Raw genomic sequence first — 23,174 nt, 5'->3', positions numbered from 1 at the left:
AGGCCTCTCTTGATCACAGTTGCGCCGTTCCCATTGCACGCCGGGGGCGAGTGCACGGAAGGACAAAAGGAATATCCGCCATCATGAATCCCGAGTCCGTCAGGCAGAACGGTAAGCAGATCGGCATGTTACGTTCCATGCCGCCACTTGAGCGGTTCATCCCGCTCACCCCTCACATGGCCATTTCCCCGACCGTCAGCGTCGTCGTGCCCGCGATGAACGAGGCGGAGAACCTCCCGCACGTCTTCGCCACACTCCCGCAGTGGATAGACGAGATCGTGCTCGTCGACGGCCACTCGGTGGACGACACCGTCGCCGTCGCCAGGCGGCTGCGGCCCAACGTACGGATCATCACCCAGAGCGGCAGGGGCAAGGGCGACGCGCTCGCCGCCGGCTTCGCCGCGTGCACCGGCGACATCATCGTGATGATCGACGCCGACGGGTCCACCGACGGCCGCGAGATCATCCAGTTCGTGGGCGCCCTGGTCACCGGGGCGGACTTCGTCAAGGGGTCCCGCTACGCCGCCGGCGGGGGCAGCGACGACCTGACCTTCAGCCGCCGGGCCGGCAACAAGGTCCTCACCACCCTGGTGAACCTGATCTACGGCACCCGCTACAGCGACCTGTGCTACGGCTACAACGCCTTCTGGGCCCGGCACCTGAAAGCGCTCGACCTCGACTGCGAGGGCTTCGAAGTCGAGACGTTGATGAACATCCGCGCCGCCAAGGCCGGGCTCCGCGTCCACGAGGTGCCCAGCCACGAGCGGTGCCGGATCCACGGCGAGAGCAACCTGCGCGCGGTCCGCGACGGCCTGCGCGTGCTCAGGACCATCATCCGGGAGTGGCGCCAGCGGCCGTACGCCCCGGCGCCGGAACCCCACGCCGCCCCGGCGGCGGACCAGGGCGCGGCCTGACCATGAACAGCAGTGTCGTCATATGTGTTTACACCGAGGAACGCTGGGAGGACATCCAGGCGGCCGTCGAATCGGTCGAGAACCAGCGGCGCAGGCCGTACGAGATCATCCTGGTCGTCGACCACAACCCGGACCTCCACCTGCGGCTCAAGCAGCGCTATCCCGGCGCGACCGTGGTGGAGAACACGCACGAGCGAGGGCTGTCCGGCGGCAAGAACACCGGCGCGGCGACCGCCTCGGGCGACATCGTGGCCTATCTGGACGATGACGCGGTGGCGGAGCCGGGCTGGCTGGAGGCTTTGGAGGAGGGCTTCCAGGACCCGACCATCGTGGGGGTGGGCGGGCTGACCAGGCCGCTGTGGGCCGGGGGGCGCCGCCCCCGGTGGTTCCCGCACGAGTTCGACTGGACCGTGGGCTGCACCTATCGGGGCATGCCCACGCGACGGGCGCGGATCCGCAATGTCATGGGCGGGAACGCGGCCTTCCGGAGGGAGGCCGTCGGCGGGATCGGCGGCTTCCACACCGGGATGGGGCGCAGCGTCCAAGGACGCCGGAGCCGCCCCCTCGGCTGCGAGGAGACGGAGTTCTGCATCCGGCTGGCCCAGAGCCGCCCCGGCTCGGTGATGCTGTTCGAGCCGGGCGCGGTGATCGGGCACAAGGTCTCCACGCAGCGGGCGCGCTTCGCCTACTTCAGATCCCGGTGCTACGCCGAGGGCCTGTCCAAGGCCCTGGTGGCGTCGAGCGTCGGCGCCGGCGCCGGACTGTCGAGCGAGCGGGCCCACGTGATGAGGGCCCTGCCCCTGGGAGTGCTGCGCGGCGTCGGTGAGGCGCTCCGCGGCGACCTGCCGGGCCTCGGCCGGGCCGCGGCCATCGTCGTCGGCCTGGCCTGGACCACCTGGGGCTACGCGGTGGGTACGGCCCGCCTGAAGCTGAGGCGGGCATGATCCGTGTCCCGATCCTGATGTACCACTCGGTGAGCGACCACCCGAACGACGAGACACGGCCGCTCGCGGTCTCGCCGGGACGGTTCGCCGAGCAGCTCGGCGTGCTCCGCGACCGGGGCTTCACCCCGATGACGCTGTCGGACCTGGTCGCGGGGATGCACCGGACGGCGACGATGCCCGGCAGGCCCGTGGCGATCACCTTCGACGACGGATACGCCGACTTCCACAGCCAGGCGCTGCCGATCCTGGAGCGGTTCGGCTATCCGGCCACGGTCTTCGTGACCAGCGGCTGGGTGCAGGACTCCGGCCCCGTGTCGGCCGGCCGGCGACCGGCTCCCATGCTGGCCTGGAGCCAGGTGCGCGAGGCGGTCTCCTGCGGCATGGAGATCGGCGGCCACAGCCACAGCCATCCGCAGCTCGACCAGCTCCCGGACCGGGAGCTCCGCAACGAGCTGCGCACGAACAAGGCCCTGCTCGAAGACCGGATCGGCCGCCCGGTGGCCACCATGGCCTACCCCTACGGCTACTCCAGCGCGCGGGTCCGCCGGGAGGTGCGCAGGGCGGGCTACTGGACCGCCTGCGCGGTGGCCAACGACGCGTTCCGGGAGGGCGACGAGATGCTGGCGCTGCCCCGCTTGACGGTTACCGAGCAGACCTCCATGGTCAAGTTCGGCGGAGCGATCGACGGACGGGGGCTGCCGGTGCTCTACATGAGGGAACGGGCTCTCACCAAGGGATACGCGCTGGTGCGGCGGACGCGTTACGCGCTGCGGCGGATCTCCTCGCACTACGCGCCCGGACGGATGCCGGGAGGTGACTGACACGGGTCTCCCCGGCGGAACGGCGGAACGGCGGCGGGAGCGGCGGCGGAGTCTCCGGCGCGGCCGGCGGCAGGGGACGCCGCGGCCCCGGTGGAACCGCCTCCCCAGGGACCTGAACGACCCCCTGCTGCGCAACGCCTACTCGCTGATCGTCAACGCCGGGGCCGCCGGCGCGCTCGGCCTGGCCTACTGGACGGTCGCGGTGCGGTTCTACAGCGAGGGCGACTACGGCCGCGCCTCCGCGCTGATCGCCGCGATGCGCCTGCTCGCGGCGCTGACCGCGTTCGGGTTCGTCGGCGCGCTGACCCGCTTCCTCCCCGAGGGGGGCCGGGCCACCGGGCGGCTGGTCGGCTGCACCTACCTGGTGGGCGGCGGCGCGGCGGCCGCCGCCACCGTGTTCTTCCTGGCCACACTGGACATGTGGGGCGCCAACTTCAGCGGGCTGAACGGGCCCGGCATGGCCGGCTGGTTCCTGCTGTCGGTCTTCCTGTGGTGCGTGTTCACGGTCCAGGACGTGGTGCTCACCGCGCTGGGCAAGGCCACCTGGGTGCCGCTGATCGGAATAGCCGTCGGGGTGGTCAAAATCGGGTTGCTGGTCGTGCTGGCGCCCGCCTTCCCCCGCGCGGGGATCTTCCTGGCCTGGACGATCCCGGTGGCCCTCACCGTCGTCCCGGTCAGCATCGCGATCTTCGGCAGACTGGTCCCCCGGGCCGCCGCCCGCGACGCCCACCGGGCCCCGCCCCGGCTCCGCCGGATAGGCCGCTTCCTCGCCGGAGACTTCCCCGGCACGCTGTTCATCCTGGCCAGCGTCTATCTCATGCCGGTGCTGGTGTTCGCCGGAGTGGACGCGCGGACGGCGGGTTACTACGCCGCGGCGGTCACGCTGGTCGGCGTCTTCGACATGCTGGCGCTCAACATGGCCATCTCGCTGACCATCGAGGGGTCGGGAGACCCTGCGCTGCTGGCCGGCAAGTGCGTGCTGGCGCTCCGGCGGACCATGATGCTCCTGGTCCCCGTGGTGCTGGTGGCCGCGCTGGCCGCGCCGCTCGTCCTCCGGATCGGCTGGGGCCCGTCGTTCGCCGAGCACGGAGCGGACGTGCTGCGGCTGCTCGCCCTGGCGTCCATCCCGCACGCGGTCATCGAGATCTACCTGGGGGTGCTCCGCGTCCGCAGCAGGGCGCGGGCGCTGCTCGTGCTCCAGGCGCTGCTGTGCGTCCTGGTGGTGGGGCTGTCGTTCGTCCTGTTCCAGTTCTACGGCATCACCGGCGTGGGCCTCGGCACCCTCGCGGCCCAGCTGATCGTCATGGCCGTCGTCGCCCCGGGCCTGCTCAAGGTGGTGCGAGGGGCGCGGACGGCGGGTGGCGGGCTGACGCCGGACGAGACTCCGACGCTGGTGATGATGATCGTCGACGCGCAGCCCACCCTGGCCTCCGTCCCCGCCAGGACACCTCTTCCCGAGGTGGCGGAGCCCGCGCGGCCCCGCGTGCCGTGGCCGGTGCGGGCGAGGCGGTGGCTGCCCCCGCTGATCACCGCTGAGGGCCTGGCGGCCGTCGCGCTCGCCTCCGTGGCCGGCGGACCGCCGGGCTTGCCGCCCGCCGTGACGGCTCTCGGCGGTGCCGGGCTGGTGGCCGTGGCCTTCGTCGCGGAGCTGGCCATGAGCCGCAGGCGGGCGGTGCTGTGGACGCAGCTCGTCGCCGTGACCCTGTGCCTGCACGGGATGGAGGCCCTGGCCGGCTCGGCCGGGAGCCTCGCCGGGAAGGTGACGCGGATCATGGCCACCGGGCGGGCCACCGGCGAGGACCGGCTCCTGGCCCTGCCCGCCTTCTTCGCCCGCGCCATGGGGCTCACCGATCCCACCCCGTTGCTGGTGTGGGCCCCCGTCGCCTTCGCCGTGGCAGCGCTCGCCCCCGCGCTGCTGGCCGCCGGAGCGCTCCTCCGCGACGAGCGGGTCCAGTGGCCGGCGGTGATGCTGGTGACGGTCGGGCTCTGGCTCGCGCCCGCCGAGCGCATCCAGACGTCTCTGGTCTGCCTGCTCGGCGTCTGCGCCCTCGCCCTGTTCCTGGCCCTGGTGCGCGGCCGGCGACGGCGGTCCGAGGCGGCGGCGGACGACGACCGGACACTGAGAAGGGCTGCCTAGATGAACACGACCACCGACGACCTGGCCGATCTGGCGTTCTGGACACAGCCCTCGCAGGTCCGGCTCGCGGCCTTCGCCCGGCTGCGCGAGCTGCCGGAACCGAGGTTCTTCGCCGAGCGCCGCGTGCCGCTCCTCCGCTCGGGCACCGGTTTCCACGCCCTGGTGAGGCACGCCGACGTGGTGGAGGCGAGCAGGCGCCCCACGATCTTCAGCAGCGAGCCCTCGGTGTCGAGCCCGCAGCCTCCCGGATGGGTGCGGCACGTGTTCGGCGAGGCGATGGTCGACATGGACGACCCGCGCCATGCCCGGTTGCGGCGGATCGTGGCCCGCGCGTTCACCCCCCGGATGCTGGCCAAGGCGGAGGAGGACCTGCGCAGGACCGCCACCGAGATCGTGGACGACGTGCTCGCCCGCCGTCCGCGCGACTTCGTCGCGGCCGTGGCCGCCCGGCTGCCCATCACCGTCATCTGCGACATGATGGGCATCCCCGGCGATCTCCGGAGCGAGGTGCACCGGCATGTGGACACCTCCACGGAATACTCCGGGGTCCGCTCCGACGTGCTGCGGGCGCTGCGCATGGGGGTGCGGAACGCCTCGGCCCTGATGAGCCTGCAGCGCCTGGTGATCCGCCTCGGGCGGCGGCGCAGGGACGAGCCGTCCGACGACCTGATCTCCGCGCTGGTCCACGCGAACGTCGACGGCGAGCGGCTGACCGCGCGGGAGCTGGGCTCGTTCTTCACCCTGCTCCTCGTGGCGGGCAACGAGACCACCCGCAACGCGATCGCGCACGGGCTCCACCTGCTCTCCGTCCATCCCGGGCAGCGTGAGCTGCTGCTGTCCGACTACGACCGGCTCATCCCCACGGCGGTCGAGGAGATCGTCCGCCACGCGACGCCGATCATGCAGTTCCGCCGTACGGTGACCGAGGACTGCGACCTGAACGGCCACGCCTTCCGGCGCGGGGACCGGGTCGCGCTGCTCTACGTCTCGGCCAACCGTGACGGGTCGGTCTTCACCGACCCGGACGCCTTCGACATCACCCGCTCGCCCAACCCGCACGTGGGGTTCGGCGGGCCGGGCCCGCATTTCTGCCTCGGCGCCCACCTGGCCAGACGGGAGATCACCGTGATCTTCCGTGAGCTGTTCACCCGGCTCCCCGGCATCCGGGCCGTGGGCGAGCCCGAACAGCCGCCCTCCAACTTCGACAACGGCGTCCGGCGCCTGCGCTTCGACTTCTGAGAGGGCACCGATCTTCCCAGGGCCCCGACTTCTTCCAAGGGCTCTGACCTGTGAGGGGGCTCCGGCTTCCGAGAGCTCCGGCTTACGAGAGAAAGGACCCGCCGTGGACGACTGGCCGGCGATCAGCGTGGTGATCCCGACCCGCAACCGCACCGGGCTGCTCCAGGAGACGATCGACTCGATCCTCGGCCAGGACTATCCGGGCGATCTGACCTGTGTCACCGTCTTCGACCAGAGCCCGCCGGACGGGTCGTTCGCCCTCGACACCCCGGGCCGCCGGGTCGTGGTGACCGCGAACACGCGGAGCCCGGGGATCGCCGGGGCCCGCAACACCGGTGTGCTCCTCGACGACGGCGAGCTGGTCGCCTTCTGCGACGACACCGACCTGTGGCTGCCGCACAGGCTCCGGTCACAGGTGACCGCGCTCGGCGCCGGCCACTTCGCGACCTGCGGGATCGAGCTGTTCAACGACGAGGTCGCCTTCGCCAGATGCGTGACCGCGCCGACGGTGACCCTGCGGGACCTGCTGCGCGGGCAGCTCCCCTCGATGCATCCCTCCACCTACCTGATGCGCCGCGAGGCGCTGGTCGACGGTTTCGGACTGGTCAGCGAGGAGCTGCCCGGCGGGTACGGCGAGGACTACGAGCTGCTGCTGCGGGCCGCCCGGTACGGACCGATCACCAACCTGGCCGGGACGGGGGTGCGGGTCAGGCTGCACAACGCCTCCCACTTCTCCGTCGTCGAGTCCAGCGAGACGATCTCCTCGGCGCTGCGCTGGATGCTGGAGCGGTATCCGGAGTTCGCGGGGGCACCGGGCGGCTACGCCCAGCTGGCCGGGAAGATCGCCTTCGCCGAGGCCGCTCTGGGGCGCGGCTCGCAGGCCCTGCGCTGGATCGGCCGGACCGTGCGGCGACGTCCCTGGGAACCCCGCGCCTACCTGGCGCTGGCCGTCACCGCCGGGGTGCCCGCCGGGGCGATCGTCGGCCGGCTGCACCGGATGGGCCGGGGCATATGAGGATCGACGTCATCCGGCCGGGGGAGCTCGGCCCGGCCGAGGTCACGGCCTGGCGCGCGATGCAGCGCGCCACCCCGCGCCTGGCCAACCCGTTCCTCAGCCCCGACTTCGTGATCGCGATGGGTGAGGTCAGCACCGGGGCGCGGGTCGCGGTGATCTCCGAGGGGAGCGGGCCGGTCGGTTTCTTCCCCTTCGAACGGCACTCCGGCGGGGTGGGCGCCGCGCTGGGCGCCTGGGTGTCGCTCTGCCAGGGGGTGGTCCACGCGCCCGGCGCGGAGTTCGGCGCGCAGGCCCTGCTCAGGGGCTGCGGACTGCACGTGTGGGAGTTCGGCTGCGTGGTCGCCGGGCAGCCGTGGTTCCAGCCGTACGAGGTCCTGCGCCAGGAGGCGGTCGTCCTCGACCTCGCCGGCGGCTACCCGGCCTACCTTGAAGGGCTGCGCGAGCGTTCCCCCAAGTTCCTCAAGTCCACCCTCTACAAGGAGCGCAAGCTCGGCCGCGACGCCGGCGAGCTCACCTTCGGCTTCGCGGTCCGCGACGAGGAGCAGTTCCGCCTGCTGCGCCGCTGGAAGTCGGAGCAGTACCTGCGGATGGGCCGCCCGGACCGGTTCGGCAGGCCGTGGGTGGTCGAGCTCGCCGAGCGGCTGCACGCGATCGACACCGCCGACTTCGCGGGCCCGCTGTCGATGCTCTACTGCGACGGCAGGCCGGTGGCGGGCCACTTCGGCCTGCGCTCGGACACGACCCTGGTCGGCTGGTTCCCCGCCTACGACCCGGCCTTCGCCAGATACTCCCCCGGCCTGATCCAGCACCTGAGGATGGCCGAGGCGGCCGCGGCGGCCGGGATCCGGTCGATGGACCTCGGGGTCGGCACCGGTTCGGAGTACAAGGAGGCGCTGCGCAGCCGGGGCGAGCCGGTGACGGAGGGATGCGTGCGGCGGCGGTCGGCGGGCGCGGCGGCGCACTGGCTGCGCAGCGCGCCGGTCCGGCGGGTACGGCAGTTCATCCTCGACACCCCGGCCCTGTACGGCGCGGCCGACCGGGCCATGAAGCGCTACGGCGGCCTGCGGACCCGGATGAGGGCCCGATGAGCGCCGCGTTTGAGCGCACTCGGATGAGTGCCCGATGAGCGCCGCGCTTGAGTCGATCATGCGTGACCGCGTCGGCGCCGCGTGCCTTCACGTGCCCTCGGCCCGGTTCGGGCTCTATCTCGCCCTGCGGCACTGGTTCGAGGCGGGCGACCGGGTGCTGATCGCCCCAACCAACTGCGAGACCGTGCTGTTCGTCGCGCTCGCGGCGGGCCTGCGGCCGGTCATCGCGCCGGTGTCCGCCCTCGACGGCAACATCGACCCGTCCCGGGTGGACTGGAGCGGCCTGTCCGGCGTCCTCACCACGCACCTGTACGGCCAGCCCGACCGGGTCGGCGAGCTACGGGCCGAGTGCGACCGCCGTGGACTGATCCTGATCGACGACGCCGCGCACGCCATGCTGACGACGGTGGACGGCCGCCCGGCGGGCACCTTCGGCACGGCGGGGGTGTTCAGCCTGGCCAAGCACGGCAGGGCGATGTCCGGCGGGTTCCTCGCCGTGGAGAATCCCTGCGAGCTGCCGGAGCTGGCCGGGCTGCGTGACGGGCTGCTGCTCGACGGCGGGGTGCGCGGGCAGGTGCTCGGCACGCTCCGCCCGATGCTGCGGGAGACGGTCTACCGGACCGGGCTGGTCCGGCCGGTGTGGCGGACGCTGCGGGCGCTCGGCGTGATCGAGTGGACCGGACACCGCCACGCTCCCCGGGAGGAGGAGCTGCGGGCCGCCCTGGAACCGGCGGCGGGCCTCACCGCGCTCGACTACTGGATGAGGATCGACCTCGACGACTGGAGGGTGCGGCAGGGGCCGCTGCTGCGCGGCTATCTCCGTTCCCGCTTCCGGGTGGTCGACCGGGAGCGGGAACGGAGGCTCGCGGGCGTCGAGCTGCTCCGCGGCCTGCCCTGGGCGGCGCGGGGCGTGCGTGAGGCGCCGCCCCAGCCGCTGCTGCGCGTCCCCTTGATGGTCGAGGACCGTGACGAGGTCGTCGCCCGCCTGGAGCGGTACGGCGTCGTGCCCGGATTCATCTACGACCCGCCGCTGGACGACTATCTGGACCTCCTCGCGCCCGGCCCCACCCCCGAGATCGCGCGCTGGTGGACGGGCCACGTGCTCCCGGTGGACCCGCTCCGCGCCGAACGTGTCGCCACGCTGCTGACCAGGCTGAATGTCCGTCCGGCCACCGAACCGGAACGGAACGCGTAAGGTCACGGACAGTGATCCGTCTGTGACGACGACGCTTCTCCTTATGCGAACCATAGCCGTCGGCAGCGACGATCCGGTAGAAAAATTAATTAAAATTCAAACAAGCGGAAAGTCGCGCCCCATGTTGGCCATAACCGGTCTGCCGGCACCAGACGCCTGGATGATCACATGACTCTGCCCGGTAAGAGAAGGCCCGTCCGGACGGCGGGGAAGCTCTCGGTGTCGCGATGGATTCTCATCGGTCTGGCCGGCGCCCTCATGGCCACGACGAGCATCTACGCGTGCACCTCCTCCGGACGGCAGACCTCGGGCAGCGGGGCGCCGGTGGTGCCGGGGGCCCGGAGCACGCCCGGATCGTGCGCCCCGACCTCCAAGCTCGTGCCGCCCTGCGGAGCCTGGTGGGGCATGCACGTGCCGCCGGACGGCGACCGCAGGCTGGTTCCCGACGTGACCGCGATGGAGCAGAAGATCGGGCGCAGGCTCGACATCACCATCAGCTACCACGACATGTCCAACAGCGACGCCGGGCGGTTCCTCCGCGACGACGAGAGCGATCTCGGCGCCGACCGCATCCTGTTCCTCGGCTGGGAGTCGCGGATCTGGGACGAGGACGTCGACATCGCCTGGCGCGACATCGCGGCCGGGCACTACGACCGGGCGATCGCCGACCAGGCCGCCCGGGTGAGGGAGTACGGCAAACCCGTCCTGGTCGGCTTCGACGGGGAGAAGGACCGCGACGAGAGCGGCCAGACCCCGGCCGAGTACATCGCGGCGTACAAGCGCATCGTCGACGGTTTCCGGCAGGCGGGCGCGGCCAACGCGCTCTGGGTCTGGGGCGTCACCGGCTACTACCCGTTCCGGGACCGGTGGAAGGCCTACTACCCGGGTGACGACTACGTCGACTGGATCAGCTACGACCCCTACAACTTCGCGATCTGCCGCGGCGCCGCCTGGCAGGACTTCAAGGAGACCGTGCAGCCGACCTACGAGTGGTTCCAGCAGAACGGCTTCGCCGCCAAGCCGCTGATCCTCGCCGAGTACGGCACGGAGAGCCACCAGAACGACACCTCCGCGCGCGCCGAGTGGTACCGCGACATCCCCGAGGCGATGAAGGCGATGCCCAACCTCAAGGCGATCGTCCAGTGGAACAACACCGACGCGGACAACTGCGACTTCTCCCTCACCGGCCCGGGTGTCCTGGAATCGTTCGCCGAGGCGGGCAGGGATCCCTACTTCCGGCAGCCCATGGCCTCGCAGCCGGCCGGCTGAGGAGAGGAGCCGGGACCGGGCGCCTATCCGCCCGATCCCGGCTCCGGGGCGGGGCGGAAGAGGAAGACCTGGTCGGCCTGGCCGGTGCAGGTCTGCTGGGCCAGCTCGGCCCCGACGTCCACGTCGGCCACGCCGTACAGGGCGCCGACGCACAGGCTGCTGTGCACCGGCCGGAGCACGAAACCGCCGGACGCTCGCGGACCGGCCCGCTCCAGGAGGAAGCGCTGGTGGGCGGCCCCGGTGCAGTCCGCCGGTCCGATCAGGGCCTCGGCACCGCCGGCCGCCTGGTCGACCGTCAGGCAGCCGACGCCGTGGACGGGGTGGTGCCACTCGATCTGGTAGATGTCGCGCCCGACGGCCGTCATGTAGGTGTCGGGGGAAACCCCTCGGCAGGGCCGCTGGACGGCCAGCTCCCGGGTGGTACGGCCGTTGCGCTCACGTCCCTCTCCCACGCACAGGTCGCGATCGGCGACATGGGAGGGGACCATGCGGTACCGGCCGTCGGCGAGCACGGATCCCGCCGATACGGGGTCCGGCGTCCGCACCGCCGGAGGACCGGTCGCCAGGGCGCCCTCCAGGGCCGCCACCGTGACGCTGATCACGACCAGCACCGCCGCGATCCCCGCGACCACCACCGCCACCGGGGGCCGTCGCCACCACGGCCGCCCCGCCGGGACGACGGGACCCGGACCTGCGGGATCCGGGACGGGGTCAAGGTCGCGGGAATTCGATCCGGTGAATTCGCGTATGCGGGAATCCGATCCGGCGGAGGCAAGGTCGCGGGAATTCAGGTCTGCCCGAAATTTGGATGGATCGGAACCGGAAAAAGGCGGACCGGCGGCATCACGACCGGAGGAAGCGGGGCCGGGAGAAGCGGAATCGGGAGAAGCAGAGCCGGGCGAAACAGAGTCGGGGAAAGGCTTTCCAGGACGCCGTGCGCGGCGGCGTCCATGGTCGCCTCGATCGAGTCGTTCGAATTCCGCTGCGTGATCCTGGGCAGACAGGTCCTCGGTGCGGCTGGCCAGTCCGCATCGTGCATGGCGATGTTCATCTTGAAGCGCTCCCCAGGGATGAATCCGGGGATTCCAGCCGTCCCAACCGTGCGGCTTTGCGCACGGTCGCGACGCTGTTGCTTGGCGATTCACCTTCCGGCCCCGTTTACCCGGGTTTCCACGCCCCAGCCCACGATCCCGTTCCGAGTGACGCGGGCTCCGCCCTCCCGGCGGTGAGTAACGGCCAAAGCCGCGAGCTTGGCTATCGCTCACGTGTTCGACCGCGACCGACCGTACCAGCGCATGGTGCGCTGCCGCAGCCCGTTCCGGTCAAGGCACGCTCAGGCGCTGGAGCGCCTTCCCGCACCGGACGTACCCCCATGGCCGAAGCCAGGGGTCCGCGCCCGGCATCTCCGATCGAACGAAGACGCCTGCGGCGGTGGCCCCGTGACCGCCGCAGTCGCCGGTTGCGGCACCGCCGCCGTCGCCCATGCGCCGACGGTGGCGGCGAGCAGAGCCCCGGCACGCCCCCGTGTGGACGATCCCTTCAGATGAAACCTCCGCTTTATGCCCTAAGAGCGACATGCCGCCGAATGGAGAGAAACAAGATAGATAGTGCGCGATAAACGGAAGAGGCCGCAAGATCATTGCTGTTCCGAACAGTGCGGAACAGTGCGGGCCCCCTCTGGCAAAGGCCTCAGCCGACAGGGGGCGGGGAGGAATCCCGCGGAGTAAAGTCAGCGCCAGACATTCGCATCGACCAAACCAGGAAAGGATGCGCGTGGAGGGCAGGGAGGCCGAAGAGGTGATCGACGGATCGATCACCCGCCCGATGAGACGACCGGCCTCCACCCCGGCCCCGCTCCCCGGAGGCGACCGCCCCCTGAGACCCCGGGTCCCCGAGGGTTCGGGAGAGCCGCACGATCCCGGAGATCCGGCCGCCGCCCCCGGGACGCTCGAAGATCCGGCCGTCGCCCCCGGGACGCCCGAAGATCCGGCCGTCGCCCCCGGGACGCCCGAAGATCCGGCCGTCGCCCCCGGGACGCCCGAAGATCTCGCCGGGGCCGCCGGCTCCGAGGAGACCGGGCGCCTCGGGAGAACCGCCGGAGCGGCCCCCCAGGAGAAGGCCGACGACTCCCCCACCACGCCCATCCGACGCGTCCGGCCCGACGCCGCGGAAAAGACGGCGGACAGCGCGATCGCCGACGACACGACGACCGCCCCGCCGCCTGTCGAGGACATCTCGGCCGTCATCACCTGGCGCATCCCCATGCGCGACGAGGCGCCTCCCGCCGGGAAGGCCGCCGGACCGTCCCTGTCGGTCGTCATCGTCGGCGGTTCCCCCGGCTCACGTGCCCGCCTTCCCGTCATCGTCGAGGCGTTACGGGCCCAGCGGCCGGCGCCGGAGGAGATCGTGCTGGTCGTCGAGGACGGCCCCGAGCTGGTCGCGTGGGCCGAAGCCACGCTCGACGGCGTCGTGGTCGTGCACAACCAGGAGGTCGCCGGCCCGGCCGCGGCGCGGAACCTGGGGCTGGCGAGCGCGCGGGGCGACGTGGTCGCCTTTCTCGACGACGACTCCTCTCCCGGCCCCGGGTGGACGGAGTCCCTGCTGGCGCCCTACGCCGACGACGACGTGATCGGGGTGCGCGGCCGGGTCGCGGTGCGCTGGAGCACGGGCAAGCCCGACTGGTTCCCCGCCGAGCTGGCGTGGGTGCTGGGGGTGCCGTGCACCGGCTCCCCCGCGGAGACGGGCCAGATCGACGACCTGTACGGCGGCGCGCTGTCCTTCCGCCGTGCGGCGCTCGCCGAGGCGGGCGGCTTCCCGGAGAACGCGGACGGCTTCCCGGAGAGGCCCGGCCGGCGGCCCGGCGTCGTGACCGGGCCCGCCGGTGGGGCGGCGACCGAGCTCCGCTCCCGGCTGCGGAAGCTGCGCCCCGACGCGAAACTGCTCCACCAACCCTCGGCGATCGTGCGGCTGGACGTGCCCGCGCACCAGGCCCGGCTGTCCTGTTTCCTGGCCCGGTGCGCGGCCGAGGGCCGATCACAGGCCGGCGTCCCGCAGCGGGCCGCTGGGCGGGAGGGGCTGCGGGCCCACCTGTCCCCGGTCAGGAAAGGGCTGCCCAGGGCCGTGTTCCGCGCGGTCACCTTCACCGGGCCGGTCGACGTCAAGGGCTGGAAGGCCCTGCTGGTCATGCTCCTCGGCCTGGTGGCGGCCCGCGCCGGCTACGCGGCCGAGCGGCTGCGCGCGACGCGGACCGACGGGACGGCCCGGCGGGCGAGCGCCTGGACGTGGTTCCTCTCCCGTACGGCGCTGCCGGTCGCCGTCGTGCTCTGGGGGCTGTCACTGCGTCAGGTCGACCTCGACCGGATGACCGATCTGGGGCTGCTCACCGTCCTGCCCGCCGCCTTCTGGGGCGCGGTCGTGGTCCTGGTCGTCGGGTTCGTCGCCCTGCTCGGCGACCGGCGTGCCCTCGAACTCTGGCACGCGGGATACGTGCTGGCGCTGATCGCCGTGCTGCACGCGACGCCCGCCCTGCTGTATCCGTCCCTGCGCTACTCGTGGGCCTGGAAACACGTCTCGGTCATCGACTACCTGATCCGGCACGGCGCGACCGACCCGGAGGTCGGGCCGCTGTCCGCCTATCACCAGTGGCCCGGATTCTTCTCCTTCTTCTCCATGATGACGGAGATGGCCGGGCTGGACGACGCGCTGGGCATCGCCGTCTGGGGACCGGCCGCCTTCAACGCCGCGATCCTCCTGCCGCTGCTGCTGCTCTTCCGGACGGTGACACGCAACCGCCAGCTGGTCTGGGGCGCGGTATGGGTCTACTTCTCCTGTTCCTGGGTCGGGCAGGACTACTTCTCCCCCCAGGCCACCACGCTGGTTTTGTACCTGACCGTCCTCGCGGTCGTGGTGCGGCGCTTCCGGCGGGGGCCGGTCCGGACGGGCGACGATCCGCGAGGGCTGGCCGCGGAGCCCCCGCCCGTCTCCGGCGTCTTCACCCGCCTGGTCTGGACGTGCGTGCTGGTCGTCCCGATCGTCGCGATCGCCTCGTCCCACCAGCTCACGCCGCTGGTGCTGACGGCCGGGCTCGTCGCCCTGTTCCTGCTGCGGCGGCACCGGAACCTGGGCATCCTGCTCGTCACCGGCCTCGCCGTGGCGACCTGGGACGCCGTCGCCGCCTGGCGGCTTCTGGAGAGCAGGTTCGGCGACATCGTCGCCTCGCTCGGCGACGCGGGCGGCAATCTGGACGACGGTTTCATCACCCTCGGCTCGGTCTCCCCCGGTCAGGTGATCGTCGCCTACGCCGATCGCGCCCTCTCCGGCGGGGTGTGGCTGCTGGCCTTCGCCGGCGCCGCCGTACGCCGCGGGTGGCTCAGGCGGTCGGGACTGCCCCTTCTCGTGATCGGGCTGAGCCCCCTGCTGTTCCTCGCCGCGGGGAGCTACGGCGGTGAGATCATCTTCCGTGTCTACCTCTTCACGCTGCCGCTGACGGCGTTCCTGGCCGCGGCTTTCTTCCTGCCCTCCCGCCGGGCCTGGGTCCGCGCGCTGGTCCTGCTCCCTGTCCTGCTGCTCATGGTCACGGGCTTCTTCTTCGGCAACTACGGCAAGGAGCAGTCGAACTACTTCACCGCGGACGAGGTCCGGCTCGTCCGGGAGGTCCATCGGGTGGCGCCGTCCGGCTCGCTGATCGTGGCGCCCACGTTCTTCCTCCCCGCGGCCTACGACTACTACGAGCGCTACGAGCACACCTGGCTGGACGAGCTGCCGCCGTCGCGCACCGCCGTACGGGGTCTGCCGCGGCATGTTCCCACCCTGCCGGAGCTGGTCCGCGATCCGCTGCCGTCACTGGTCGGCCTCATGTCGAAGGTGCCGCCGGGGGCCAGGTCGTACCTGGTGCTCAACCGCGCGCAGCGGAGCGCCACCGAGACCGCGGGGATCTTCCCGCCGGGGACGGTCGACCGGCTGGGCCGGGAGGTCGCCGCGTCGGGCCGTTTCAGGGTGCTGGCGCGCAACTCCGGCGGCGTCGTCTACGAACTCGTCCCGGGGACCCGATGAACACCTCACGCCTGCCTCTGCTGCTGCTCGCCGCGTCCGGGTGGCTCGCGCTGCTCGTGACGCAGGTCGCGGGTGCCGGACCGCTGCGCGTCACCGTGTCGGTGGCCTTCCTGCTCACCTGTCCGGGCGCCGCCCTGCTGGCCCTGGCCCGCCCCCTGCTCGGCCGCCGCGACCACACGGGGGACGCCATGGAGAGCGTGGCGCTGACGGTGGCGCTCAGCGTCTCGGCGGGCGTGATCGTGAGCGAGGCGTTCTTCCTGAGCGGCACGTTCACCGTGCCCGCGGCGGTGACGGCGCTGGCCGCCGTCACCTCGGCGGCGGCCCTGGGCGCGCTGCTCACCGCGCTGCTCACCGCGCGGCGCGCCCGGCGCGGCCCCACCGGGCGCGCACACTAGCCGGCCCTGAACGGTCGGGCGGATGGTGGTTTCGCCGATACTCCGTCGGTCGGCTCCTGCCGCTCGGCGAGGTCCTCGCCGGACCGGTCAGGACGCGTCCGGAGCAGTGAGAGCAGCGCGAGCGGTCGCGAGGACGTTCTGTGCGTGTCCATCATTCCGCCCGCAGTACAGGCCACAACCTGTCCGCTACCTCTGCGATGGTGGGATCAATGCCACCGGGGAGCAATGCCCCAGGTCACGGTGGCCTCGCCGCCGCACCGCGCCCGGGTTTCAGCGCGGCGGCGCACATTCGACGAACCGAAAGCAAGGAGCAGTCATGCCCGTCACGACCACCACCCACCTGAACTTCCGGGGCGACGCGCGTCAGGCGCTGGACTTCTACCAGTCCGTCTTCGGCGGACACACCGTGGCCGTCACCTACAAGGACGCAGGCACCACGCAGCACGAGAACGAGGCGGACTGGGTGATGTGGGGCGAGGTGGCCGGGGACAACGGATTCCACGTCATGGCCTACGACGTGCCCTCCCATCTGCCCTGGAACCAGGGCGAGAACCCCTTCTTCGTCTCTGTGCGCGGTGACGACGCCGACGAGATCAGCGCCCTGTGGCAGACGCTGTCGGAGGGCTCGACGGTGGTGCGCCCCTTGGAGGCCGCACAGTGGGCGCCGCTGTACGGCATGCTCACCGACCGCTTCGGCGTCACCTGGGTCCTGGACGTCACCGCTCCCTACAACGGCTGACCCGGCCGGCGAGGCCGGGCCCTCTGGGCATGAACGCGGTCAGGGGTTCTGGAACGTGACCTCGGGATTGGCCGTCGAAGGCCCGTCGAGCAGGGGCTGCGGGATACCCCGCAGGTGCAGGTCGAAGAAGGCGCCGACATAGTCACGCGTGATCTCTCCCGAGCGCCGGCCGGACAGCGGCGCCTCGGGAGTGGTCAGGCCGAGCTGGCCGCCGAGCACCGGCAGATCGATGAAGGTGAAGTGCCCCGAATCGGCCACGGTCAGCCAGCGCTTCCAGCCGTCCAGGCGCGCCCAGTCCCGGTCCCAGGACTTGTCCTTGCCGCCCGGTCGGTGCAGGGAATCGGTACCGAGCATCATGAAGGGGCGGCCGTCCAGACCGGAGGCGGGCACGGGGGCGAAGAACGTGCCGTCCATGTTCACCCCGGCCCGCACCCGGCGATCGGTCTCCATTGTCCGCGCGGCGCTGTTGCCGCCGATGGAGTGCCCGGCCATGCCGATCCGGTTGCGGTCGATCATCTTGGCGTGCTTCCAGGCCGGATGGCGGCCGGTCAGCTCGTCGAGGACGAATGACACGTCCTTGGCGCGGCCCGTGGCGACGGTGCCGATGCCCCGGTTGTCGTCCTCGACCCGCTCACAGGCGACGCAGGTGGTCATCCGCCCGCCGGGGAAGGCCGTACCGGATGACTCGTAGGCATGGTCGACCGCCGCGACGACGTATCCCCTGCTGGCCAGGTCCTCGGCGACCAGGGTGAGGGTGGCGCGCGGCAGCGTGAAACCGGGAGACAGCACGACCAGCGGGTGCCTGCCGACGGCGGGCCGGGCGTCGGCGCGCGCGTTCGTGCGGACGGCGTGCACCTTCTCGGCGGGGACCGCTCTGTCCAGCTTCTGGAACTTGAGCAGCAGCCGGGCCTCCTCGGTGCCCATGTAGGGCGCGGCTCGGCCCGATCCCCGGCGGGCCGGGTAGAACATCGACACCATCAGCTCCCGCGCACCCGCCTTGGGCACCCAGGGGTCCCGGCGGTCCTTGTCAACGAGATGCAGCGTGCTGCGGCCCACCGCGTTCGGCCCCGTCGGGACGGGCAGCGCGAGCCGGGTCCCGGCGACGGGCGCGGATCTCTCGGCGGCCGCGGGCGCGGCGAACGTCGTGGCCACCGCGCTGATCGGCAGAGTGGCGGCAAGCAGAGCGGCTAGGACGCCGCGGGCGATTCTGGTCATGATCGGACCGTACTGACCCGTTCATGGCGGTCGACACTGACGAAAGTCAGGGGCCACCCCTGTCTTTTCGCCGGCGTCCTCGAAGTGCGGGCGCTGCTGCCGAGGACGGGGCGGCCGTCGCGGCCCGCGCGGGCGTGCACCGCGCAACGGTGTACCGGCGCTGGGGCGACGTCGGCGGCCTGCTCGCCGACGTCCTCGACGCGGCGGGCGACGACGACTGGCAACCCCCGGACACCGGCTCCCTGCAAGGCGACCTGGCGGCGCTGAACCATGAGATCCAGGCGGCCCTGACCGCCCAGCCGCCGATCGTCGCGGCCCTGATCGCCGCCTCGTTCCGCTCCGAGCAGGCCGACCGCGCCCAGCGGCGGCTCTGGGAGGACCGGTACGCCCGCTGCGAGATCATCGTCAGCCGAGCCGTCCGGCGCGGCGAACTGCCGCCGCGCACCGACGCGCGGCGACTGCTCATCGCCGCCACCGCGCCGCTCTACCACCAGCTGGTGCTTCTCCGCACGCCACCCGACCCGCACCTGCCCGACCACGCGGCCAGGACCGCCGCCCTCGCCGCGTCCGCCGGCGCCTTCGCCGAGCCCCCGCCCGCCGGTGGGTTCCCCGGGCCGGCCGGTCCGGGCGCCTAGCCGCGCCCGTCGAGCGCCCGGTGCGCCCTCGCGATCAGCGTCGGCACGGAGGCGCCGACGTGCTCGAAGCCCTCACCGACGGTCTTGCCCTGCATGAAGCGGGCGTGGATCCCCTCGACGATGACCGCCAGCTTGAAGTTCCCGAACGCCACGTAGAAGTCCAGGTCGGTCAGGTCCGCCCCGGACACCCGGGCGTAGTGCTCGGCGAACTCCCCGGTGTCGAGGAAACCCGGGGTGAGCGTGATGTCGCCCGCCAGCGGGATGGAGGAGCGCTCGGCGTCTCCCGGGTCCTGCCAGTAGGTCAGGGTGAGGCCCAGGTCGGCGATCGGGTCTCCCAGGGTCGACATCTCCCAGTCGACCACCGCCCGGATCTCGGGGTCGGCGCCCGGCGCCAGCCGTACCAGGGTGTTGTCGAGCCGGTAGTCCCCGTGCAGGAGGGTGGCCGGGGAGCGGTCGGGCAGGCGCCGCAGCAGGCGGGCGGCGAGCCGGTCGTACTCGGGGAGCTCACGGGTCTTCGAACGCGTCCACTGCTGGCCCCAGCGTTCGAGCTGGCGGGCCATGTAGCCGTCGGGGCGGCCGAAGTCGCCCAGGCCGACCGCGCCGTAGTCCACGGCGTGGACGGCCGCGAGCACCTCGGCGAGCCGCTCCGACAGCGTCCTGGCCTGGGACGGTGACAGCTCCGTCTCGTCACGGCTGCGGACGGCCGCGCCTTCGACGTGCCCCATCAGGTAGAAGGGCGCGCCGATCACGTCCTCGTCGGTGCAGAGCGCCACCGGCTCGGGCACCGGCACCTCCGTCTCCGCCAGCGCCGAGATGACCCGCCACTCCCGGCGCATGTCGTGGGCGGTGGGCAGGACGTGGCCGAGAGGGGGGCGGCGCAGCACCAGGGGACGGGCCTGCGTTTCGATCCGGTAGGTCAGGTTGGACCTGCCTCCGGAGATGAGGGAGACGCCGGTGGGCTCCCCCACCTCGGCGACGTTGGCCGCCATCCAGGCGACCAGGCGGGACCAGTTGATACCAGGCGTGCTCATAGCCCACCATTAGAACGCCACTCGGCTTTCATCCGCCAGCCGGGGACCGATCAGCTCGGCGACCACCGCGACCCCCTGCCTGACCTCGGCCAGCGAGGCGGAGCCGTATCCGATCACCAGCCCGTGCCTGCGCACCTCTCCGTGGTGGTGCCGGTCCAACGTCGAATCCAGCAGCACGCCGCGCTCCCTCGCCTCCTCCAGGAGGGACGGGATGATCTCGCCGGGGAGCTCGACCATGACGTGCAGCCCCGCGGTGTCGCCGGTGACCAGGGGGCCGAGGACGTCCACGACTGCGGCGCGGCGGCGGGCGTACTCCAGCCGCATGCGGCGCAGGTGGCGGTCCAGGTCGCCCCGTTCCATCATGACGGCCACCGCCTGCTGGGCCGGGCCGCTGGTGCGGTCGCTCAGATCCTGGCGGGTTGCGACGATGGCGGTGAGCAGGTCCGGCGCGGCGACCAGCCAGCCGACGCCGATGTCGGGGGCGAGGGACTTGGACAGCGTGCCGAGCAGGACCACCCGGTCCGGGTCGAGACCGTGGAGCGCGGGCAGCGGGGCGACGTCGTAGCGGAACTCGGCGTCGTAGTCGTCCTCCACGATGATCGCCCCGGTACGGCGGGCCCAGTCCAGAAGGCGTTCCCTTCGCGAGATGGGCAGCCGTCCCCCCAGGGGGTACTGGTGGGCGGGGGTGGTGTAGAGGACGCGCAGGTCGTCGGGGAGCCCGTCGACGACGACACCGTCCTCGTCGACCGGGCAGGGCACGATCTCGGCGCCTCGCGCGGCGAAGACGTTCCTGGCGACCCGGTAGCCGGGGTCCTCGACGCCCGCCCGGTCCCCGGCGCTCAGCAGCGTGGCGGCGACGAGGTCGAGGCCGTTGCCGGTGCCCCGGGTGACCATGATGTCCTCCGGGCCGACGGCGATCGCCCGGGTCCTGCGGAGGTGCTCGGCCAGGGCCTCGCGGAGCCTCGGGACGCCGTAGGGGTCGGACCTGTCCCCCGGCGGCAGATCGGCGGCCTTCCGCCACGCCCTGCGCCAGGCCGCCTGGTCGTAGTCGCGGACCCAGGGGTGTCCGGGCCGCAGATCGATCACCCGCTCGCCGCGCCCGCACGCGCCGGCCGGGAGCGGTACGGCCGGGCCGCCGGACGGCGCGGACCCGCCCCCGGCGAGGGCGGGCACGGAACCGGATACGGCGGAGCCGCTCCGCGCCGTGACGGGGGCGTGGATGACCAGGTCGGCCACGTAGGTGCCGGAGCCGTGGCGGCCGTCGAGCCAGCCCTCGGCGTAGAGCTGCTGGTATGCCTCGGTGACGACGGTGCGGCTGATGGAGAGCTGGCGGGCCAGGGCGCGGGTGGAGGGCAGGCGCTCGCCGGATTTGAGGGTGCCGTCGCGCATGGCGGTACGGAGCCGGTCGCCGAGCTGGACGGTGAGGGCCACGGGAGCCCCGCGGTCGAGCGAGACGGGCAGGTCGACGTAGGTGCGCGGCAAAGTGGTCCCCCGGAAGCGACAGGAAGTGGATGTGTGCTCGATGTCCACTTCTTCCTAGGTTAGAGCCATGCTCTCTCCGACTCCCCGCACCACTCTCCGCCGCTCGAAGGAACGGGCCCGGACCGACCGCGAGGACCTGTACGCGGTGCTGGACGCCGGGCTGATCTGCCACCTGGGCGTCGTGGCCGGCGGTTCCCCGATGGTGGTCCCCACCGGCTACGGCCGGATCGACGACACCCTCTACCTGCACGGATCCACCGGCTCCAGGTCCCTGCGCGGCACCGGCGAGGTCTGCGTCACGGTGACCCACGTGGACGGCGTCGTGCTGGCCCGCTCGGTCTTCCACCACTCGGTCAACTACCGCTCCGCCATGATCTACGGCCGCCCCCGCCTCGTCGAGGACGACGAGGAGCGCCTGGCCGGTCTGCGCGCGATCACCGAGCAGCTCGCCCCCGGCCAGTGGAGCGCCGCGCGCCCGCCGAACAGGAAGGAGCTCGCCGCGACCGCCGTGCTCGCCCTCTCCCTGGCCGAGGCGTCGGTGAAGATACGGCAGGGGCCGCCGGTCGACGAGGAGGAGGACTACGCCCTGCCCGTCTGGGCGGGGGTCCTGCCGCTCCACTCGTCCTGGGGCGCCCCCGAGGCCGACCCCGCCTCGATCATGGACCTGGACGTACCGCCGCACATCGCCTCCCGAACCATATCCATTCGGTAAGCCCGATCCGGCCAACCCGGACCGCGGGGCGCACGTCTCATGGGGAGGACCTTCACTCGGAACGCTGGAGGGCGGCGATGACGGTCAGTGGATGGCACCTCCCCGGCTACACCGAGCTGAGGGAGCTCGGCGCGGGCGGCGGCGGCCGGGTGATCCTCGCCCGGCACGACGGGTCGGGCGTCCAGGTCGCGATCAAATACCTGTCCGAGCGGCTCAGGCGGGATCCGGACTTCCTCGCCCGGTTCCGGGCCGAGGCCAGGCTCCTGGTGGAGCTGGCCGACGACAACGTGGTCCGGCTCTACGAATACGTCGAGGCGGCGGGGGGCGCCGCCATCGTCATGGAGGCCGTCGACGCCGTCTCCCTGCGGGAGCTGCTCCGCGAGCACGGCTCGACCGGGCCCGAGGCGGCCCTCCTCGTGCTCAAGGGCTCGCTCATGGGCCTGTCCGCCGCCCACCGGACCGGCCTGGTGCACCGGGACTACAAGCCGGAGAACGTGCTCGTCCAGGCGGACGGCACCAGCAAACTGGTCGACTTCGGCATCGCCGTGCCGGCCGGGGCGGTGGACCGTCCCGCGGGCACCCCTCCTTATATGGCGCCCGAGCAGTGGGCCAGCGGCCCCGCCTCGCCGGCCACGGACGTGTACGCCGCGACGGCGGTCTTCTTCGAGTGCCTGACCGGGCGCCGGCCGTACCGGGCGATCGATCCGGCCGTGCTGCGGCACCAGCACCACCGTGCGCCGATCCCGGTGGGAGAGGTTCCGGAGCCGCTCAGGGAGCTGGTGGCCAGGGGGCTGGCCAAGGACCCGATGGACCGGCCGGCCACCGCCGCCGGGTTCGTGGCCGAGCTGGAGGCCGTGGCCGTCGCCGCCTACGGCCAGGACTGGGAGAAGCGGGGCAGGGGCAAACTGGTCGCGCTGGCCGCGCTGCTGCCGCTGCTGTTCCGGCTCCGCGACCCCGATCCGACGGCCGGGACCACGCTGTTCCGCACCGTCCTCGGCACGCTGCGCAGGAGGGCCGCGGGGGTCGCGGCCGGGGCGGGGCTGGTGGTGATCGCGGGCGGCGTCAGCGTGTACGTGCTGGCCGGTGCGCGGCCACCGGAGGTCCAGCGGATCGAGATCGCCGCCGCCGGACCGTCCACCTCCCCCTCCCCCTCCCCCGAGCCGTCCGGCCCGGCTGCCTTCTCACCGCCGCCGTCGCCCTCCGCGTCGCCCTCGGTCTCCCCCGAGGTCGTCGAACCCCCTCCCCTGCCTCCCACCTCCACCCCCGCCGAACCACCGGTCAGGACGCCCGG

Annotated in this window: 20 protein-coding genes; 15 read left to right on the top strand and 5 right to left on the bottom strand. The window is 72.3% G+C overall.

Features of this window, described 5'->3' with window-relative positions; all coding sequences use genetic code 11:
* The first annotated feature begins 83 nt into the window (after nt 1-83).
* The 9 genes from BM085_RS28805 (at nt 84) to BM085_RS28765 (ending at nt 10,622) form a co-directional block, all read left to right on the top strand.
* The gene (locus BM085_RS28805) at nt 84-914 is read left to right on the top strand and encodes a glycosyltransferase family 2 protein (RefSeq protein ID WP_031158456.1); all 831 of its coding nucleotides are present in this window, start codon (nt 84-86) and stop codon (nt 912-914) included.
* A gap of 2 nt (nt 915-916) precedes the next feature.
* Nucleotides 917-1,858 (top strand): glycosyltransferase family 2 protein, encoded by a 942-nt coding sequence (locus BM085_RS28800; protein WP_093890119.1) that lies wholly within the window; start codon nt 917-919, stop codon nt 1,856-1,858.
* Nucleotides 1,855-2,679 carry a polysaccharide deacetylase family protein gene (locus tag BM085_RS28795; RefSeq protein WP_093890015.1) on the top strand — a complete coding sequence of 275 codons (825 nt, stop codon included), beginning with the start codon at nt 1,855-1,857 and terminating at the stop codon, nt 2,677-2,679. The genes BM085_RS28800 and BM085_RS28795 overlap by 4 nt, the downstream gene beginning before the upstream one ends.
* Nucleotides 2,672-4,816 (top strand): lipopolysaccharide biosynthesis protein, encoded by a 2,145-nt coding sequence (locus BM085_RS28790; protein WP_093890014.1) that lies wholly within the window; start codon nt 2,672-2,674, stop codon nt 4,814-4,816. The genes BM085_RS28795 and BM085_RS28790 overlap by 8 nt, the downstream gene beginning before the upstream one ends.
* Nucleotides 4,817-6,055: a cytochrome P450 gene (locus BM085_RS28785; protein WP_093890013.1), complete on the top strand. Its 1,239-nt coding sequence runs from the start codon at nt 4,817-4,819 to the stop codon at nt 6,053-6,055.
* Nucleotides 6,056-6,158: 103 nt separating this feature from the next.
* Nucleotides 6,159-7,070, top strand: coding sequence for a glycosyltransferase family 2 protein (locus tag BM085_RS28780; RefSeq protein WP_177245325.1), 912 nt, complete (start codon nt 6,159-6,161; stop codon nt 7,068-7,070).
* Nucleotides 7,067-8,158 (top strand): GNAT family N-acetyltransferase, encoded by a 1,092-nt coding sequence (locus tag BM085_RS28775; protein WP_093890011.1) that lies wholly within the window; start codon nt 7,067-7,069, stop codon nt 8,156-8,158. The genes BM085_RS28780 and BM085_RS28775 overlap by 4 nt, the downstream gene beginning before the upstream one ends.
* 34 nt (nt 8,159-8,192) lie before the next feature.
* The gene (locus BM085_RS28770; protein ID WP_218158856.1) at nt 8,193-9,353 is read left to right on the top strand and encodes a DegT/DnrJ/EryC1/StrS family aminotransferase; all 1,161 of its coding nucleotides are present in this window, start codon (nt 8,193-8,195) and stop codon (nt 9,351-9,353) included.
* Nucleotides 9,354-9,572: 219 nt separating this feature from the next.
* Complete coding sequence (locus tag BM085_RS28765) at nt 9,573-10,622, top strand: glycoside hydrolase family 26 protein (RefSeq protein WP_177245324.1); 1,050 nt, start codon at nt 9,573-9,575, stop codon at nt 10,620-10,622.
* 23 nt (nt 10,623-10,645) lie between these two features.
* On the opposite strand, the gene BM085_RS28760 is transcribed toward BM085_RS28765, so the two are convergent.
* Nucleotides 10,646-11,263 (bottom strand): RICIN domain-containing protein, encoded by a 618-nt coding sequence (locus BM085_RS28760; protein ID WP_093890009.1) that lies wholly within the window; start codon nt 11,261-11,263, stop codon nt 10,646-10,648.
* A gap of 146 nt (nt 11,264-11,409) precedes the next feature.
* On the bottom strand, nt 11,410-11,673 hold the full coding sequence (locus BM085_RS43495) for a hypothetical protein (RefSeq protein ID WP_143121112.1): 264 nt from the start codon (nt 11,671-11,673) through the stop codon (nt 11,410-11,412).
* A 722-nt stretch (nt 11,674-12,395) separates the two neighbouring features.
* Between BM085_RS43495 and BM085_RS28755 the strand changes: the two genes are divergently transcribed.
* From BM085_RS28755 to BM085_RS28745, 3 genes are all read left to right on the top strand, one after another.
* Nucleotides 12,396-15,674, top strand: a complete 3,279-nt coding sequence (locus tag BM085_RS28755; RefSeq protein ID WP_143121111.1) for a glycosyltransferase family 2 protein — start codon at nt 12,396-12,398, stop codon at nt 15,672-15,674.
* A complete protein-coding gene (locus BM085_RS28750) occupies nt 15,671-16,069 on the top strand; it encodes a hypothetical protein (protein WP_093890007.1) in 399 nt (132 codons plus the stop codon). The genes BM085_RS28755 and BM085_RS28750 overlap by 4 nt, the downstream gene beginning before the upstream one ends.
* 316 nt (nt 16,070-16,385) lie before the next feature.
* Nucleotides 16,386-16,808: a VOC family protein gene (locus BM085_RS28745; protein ID WP_093890006.1), complete on the top strand. Its 423-nt coding sequence runs from the start codon at nt 16,386-16,388 to the stop codon at nt 16,806-16,808.
* 39 nt (nt 16,809-16,847) lie between these two features.
* Here the strand turns inward: BM085_RS28745 and BM085_RS28740 are convergent, their stop codons facing one another.
* Nucleotides 16,848-18,023: an alpha/beta hydrolase family protein gene (locus tag BM085_RS28740; RefSeq protein WP_093890005.1), complete on the bottom strand. Its 1,176-nt coding sequence runs from the start codon at nt 18,021-18,023 to the stop codon at nt 16,848-16,850.
* Between the two features lie 149 nt (nt 18,024-18,172).
* On the opposite strand from BM085_RS28740, the gene BM085_RS28735 reads away from it, so the two are divergent.
* Nucleotides 18,173-18,658, top strand: coding sequence for a TetR-like C-terminal domain-containing protein (locus BM085_RS28735; protein ID WP_245789755.1), 486 nt, complete (start codon nt 18,173-18,175; stop codon nt 18,656-18,658).
* Here BM085_RS28735 and BM085_RS28730 read toward each other — a convergent pair.
* Both BM085_RS28730 and pdxR read right to left on the bottom strand, forming a co-directional pair.
* On the bottom strand, nt 18,655-19,689 hold the full coding sequence (locus BM085_RS28730; RefSeq protein WP_093890004.1) for a phosphotransferase family protein: 1,035 nt from the start codon (nt 19,687-19,689) through the stop codon (nt 18,655-18,657). The two genes, BM085_RS28735 and BM085_RS28730, sit on opposite strands and share 4 nt — an antisense overlap.
* Before the next feature lie 9 nt (nt 19,690-19,698).
* Nucleotides 19,699-21,171, bottom strand: a complete 1,473-nt coding sequence (gene pdxR, locus BM085_RS28725; protein ID WP_093890003.1) for a MocR-like pyridoxine biosynthesis transcription factor PdxR — start codon at nt 21,169-21,171, stop codon at nt 19,699-19,701.
* A 67-nt stretch (nt 21,172-21,238) separates the two neighbouring features.
* On the opposite strand from pdxR, the gene BM085_RS28720 reads away from it, so the two are divergent.
* Nucleotides 21,239-21,883: a pyridoxamine 5'-phosphate oxidase family protein gene (locus tag BM085_RS28720; RefSeq protein ID WP_093890002.1), complete on the top strand. Its 645-nt coding sequence runs from the start codon at nt 21,239-21,241 to the stop codon at nt 21,881-21,883.
* Nucleotides 21,884-21,960: 77 nt separating this feature from the next.
* Nucleotides 21,961-23,174: serine/threonine-protein kinase (locus BM085_RS28715; protein WP_143121110.1), on the top strand; the 1,214-nt coding region annotated here is incomplete at its 3' end.

This window comes from Streptosporangium canum (assembly GCF_900113865.1).
In the GTDB taxonomy this organism is placed as follows: domain Bacteria; phylum Actinomycetota; class Actinomycetes; order Streptosporangiales; family Streptosporangiaceae; genus Streptosporangium; species Streptosporangium canum.
The sequence above is the reverse complement of the archived record's forward strand: the minus strand, read 5'-3'. Positions and strand labels throughout refer to the sequence as shown.

Excerpts from the sequence above, each read along its gene's own strand:
- BM085_RS28805 (WP_031158456.1), top strand. The coding sequence starts at position 84 with ATGAATCCCGAGTCCGTCAGGCAGAACGGTAAGCAGATCGGCATGTTA.
- BM085_RS28800 (WP_093890119.1), top strand. The coding sequence starts at position 917 with ATGAACAGCAGTGTCGTCATATGTGTTTACACCGAGGAACGCTGGGAG.
- BM085_RS28795 (WP_093890015.1), top strand. The coding sequence starts at position 1,855 with ATGATCCGTGTCCCGATCCTGATGTACCACTCGGTGAGCGACCACCCG.
- BM085_RS28785 (WP_093890013.1), top strand. The coding sequence starts at position 4,817 with ATGAACACGACCACCGACGACCTGGCCGATCTGGCGTTCTGGACACAG.
- BM085_RS28775 (WP_093890011.1), top strand. The coding sequence starts at position 7,067 with ATGAGGATCGACGTCATCCGGCCGGGGGAGCTCGGCCCGGCCGAGGTC.
- BM085_RS28770 (WP_218158856.1), top strand. The coding sequence starts at position 8,193 with ATGAGCGCCGCGCTTGAGTCGATCATGCGTGACCGCGTCGGCGCCGCG.
- BM085_RS43495 (WP_143121112.1), bottom strand. The coding sequence starts at position 11,673 with ATGAACATCGCCATGCACGATGCGGACTGGCCAGCCGCACCGAGGACC.
- BM085_RS28750 (WP_093890007.1), top strand. The coding sequence starts at position 15,671 with ATGAACACCTCACGCCTGCCTCTGCTGCTGCTCGCCGCGTCCGGGTGG.
- BM085_RS28745 (WP_093890006.1), top strand. The coding sequence starts at position 16,386 with ATGCCCGTCACGACCACCACCCACCTGAACTTCCGGGGCGACGCGCGT.
- BM085_RS28740 (WP_093890005.1), bottom strand. The coding sequence starts at position 18,023 with ATGACCAGAATCGCCCGCGGCGTCCTAGCCGCTCTGCTTGCCGCCACT.
- BM085_RS28730 (WP_093890004.1), bottom strand. The coding sequence starts at position 19,689 with ATGAGCACGCCTGGTATCAACTGGTCCCGCCTGGTCGCCTGGATGGCG.
- BM085_RS28720 (WP_093890002.1), top strand. The coding sequence starts at position 21,239 with ATGCTCTCTCCGACTCCCCGCACCACTCTCCGCCGCTCGAAGGAACGG.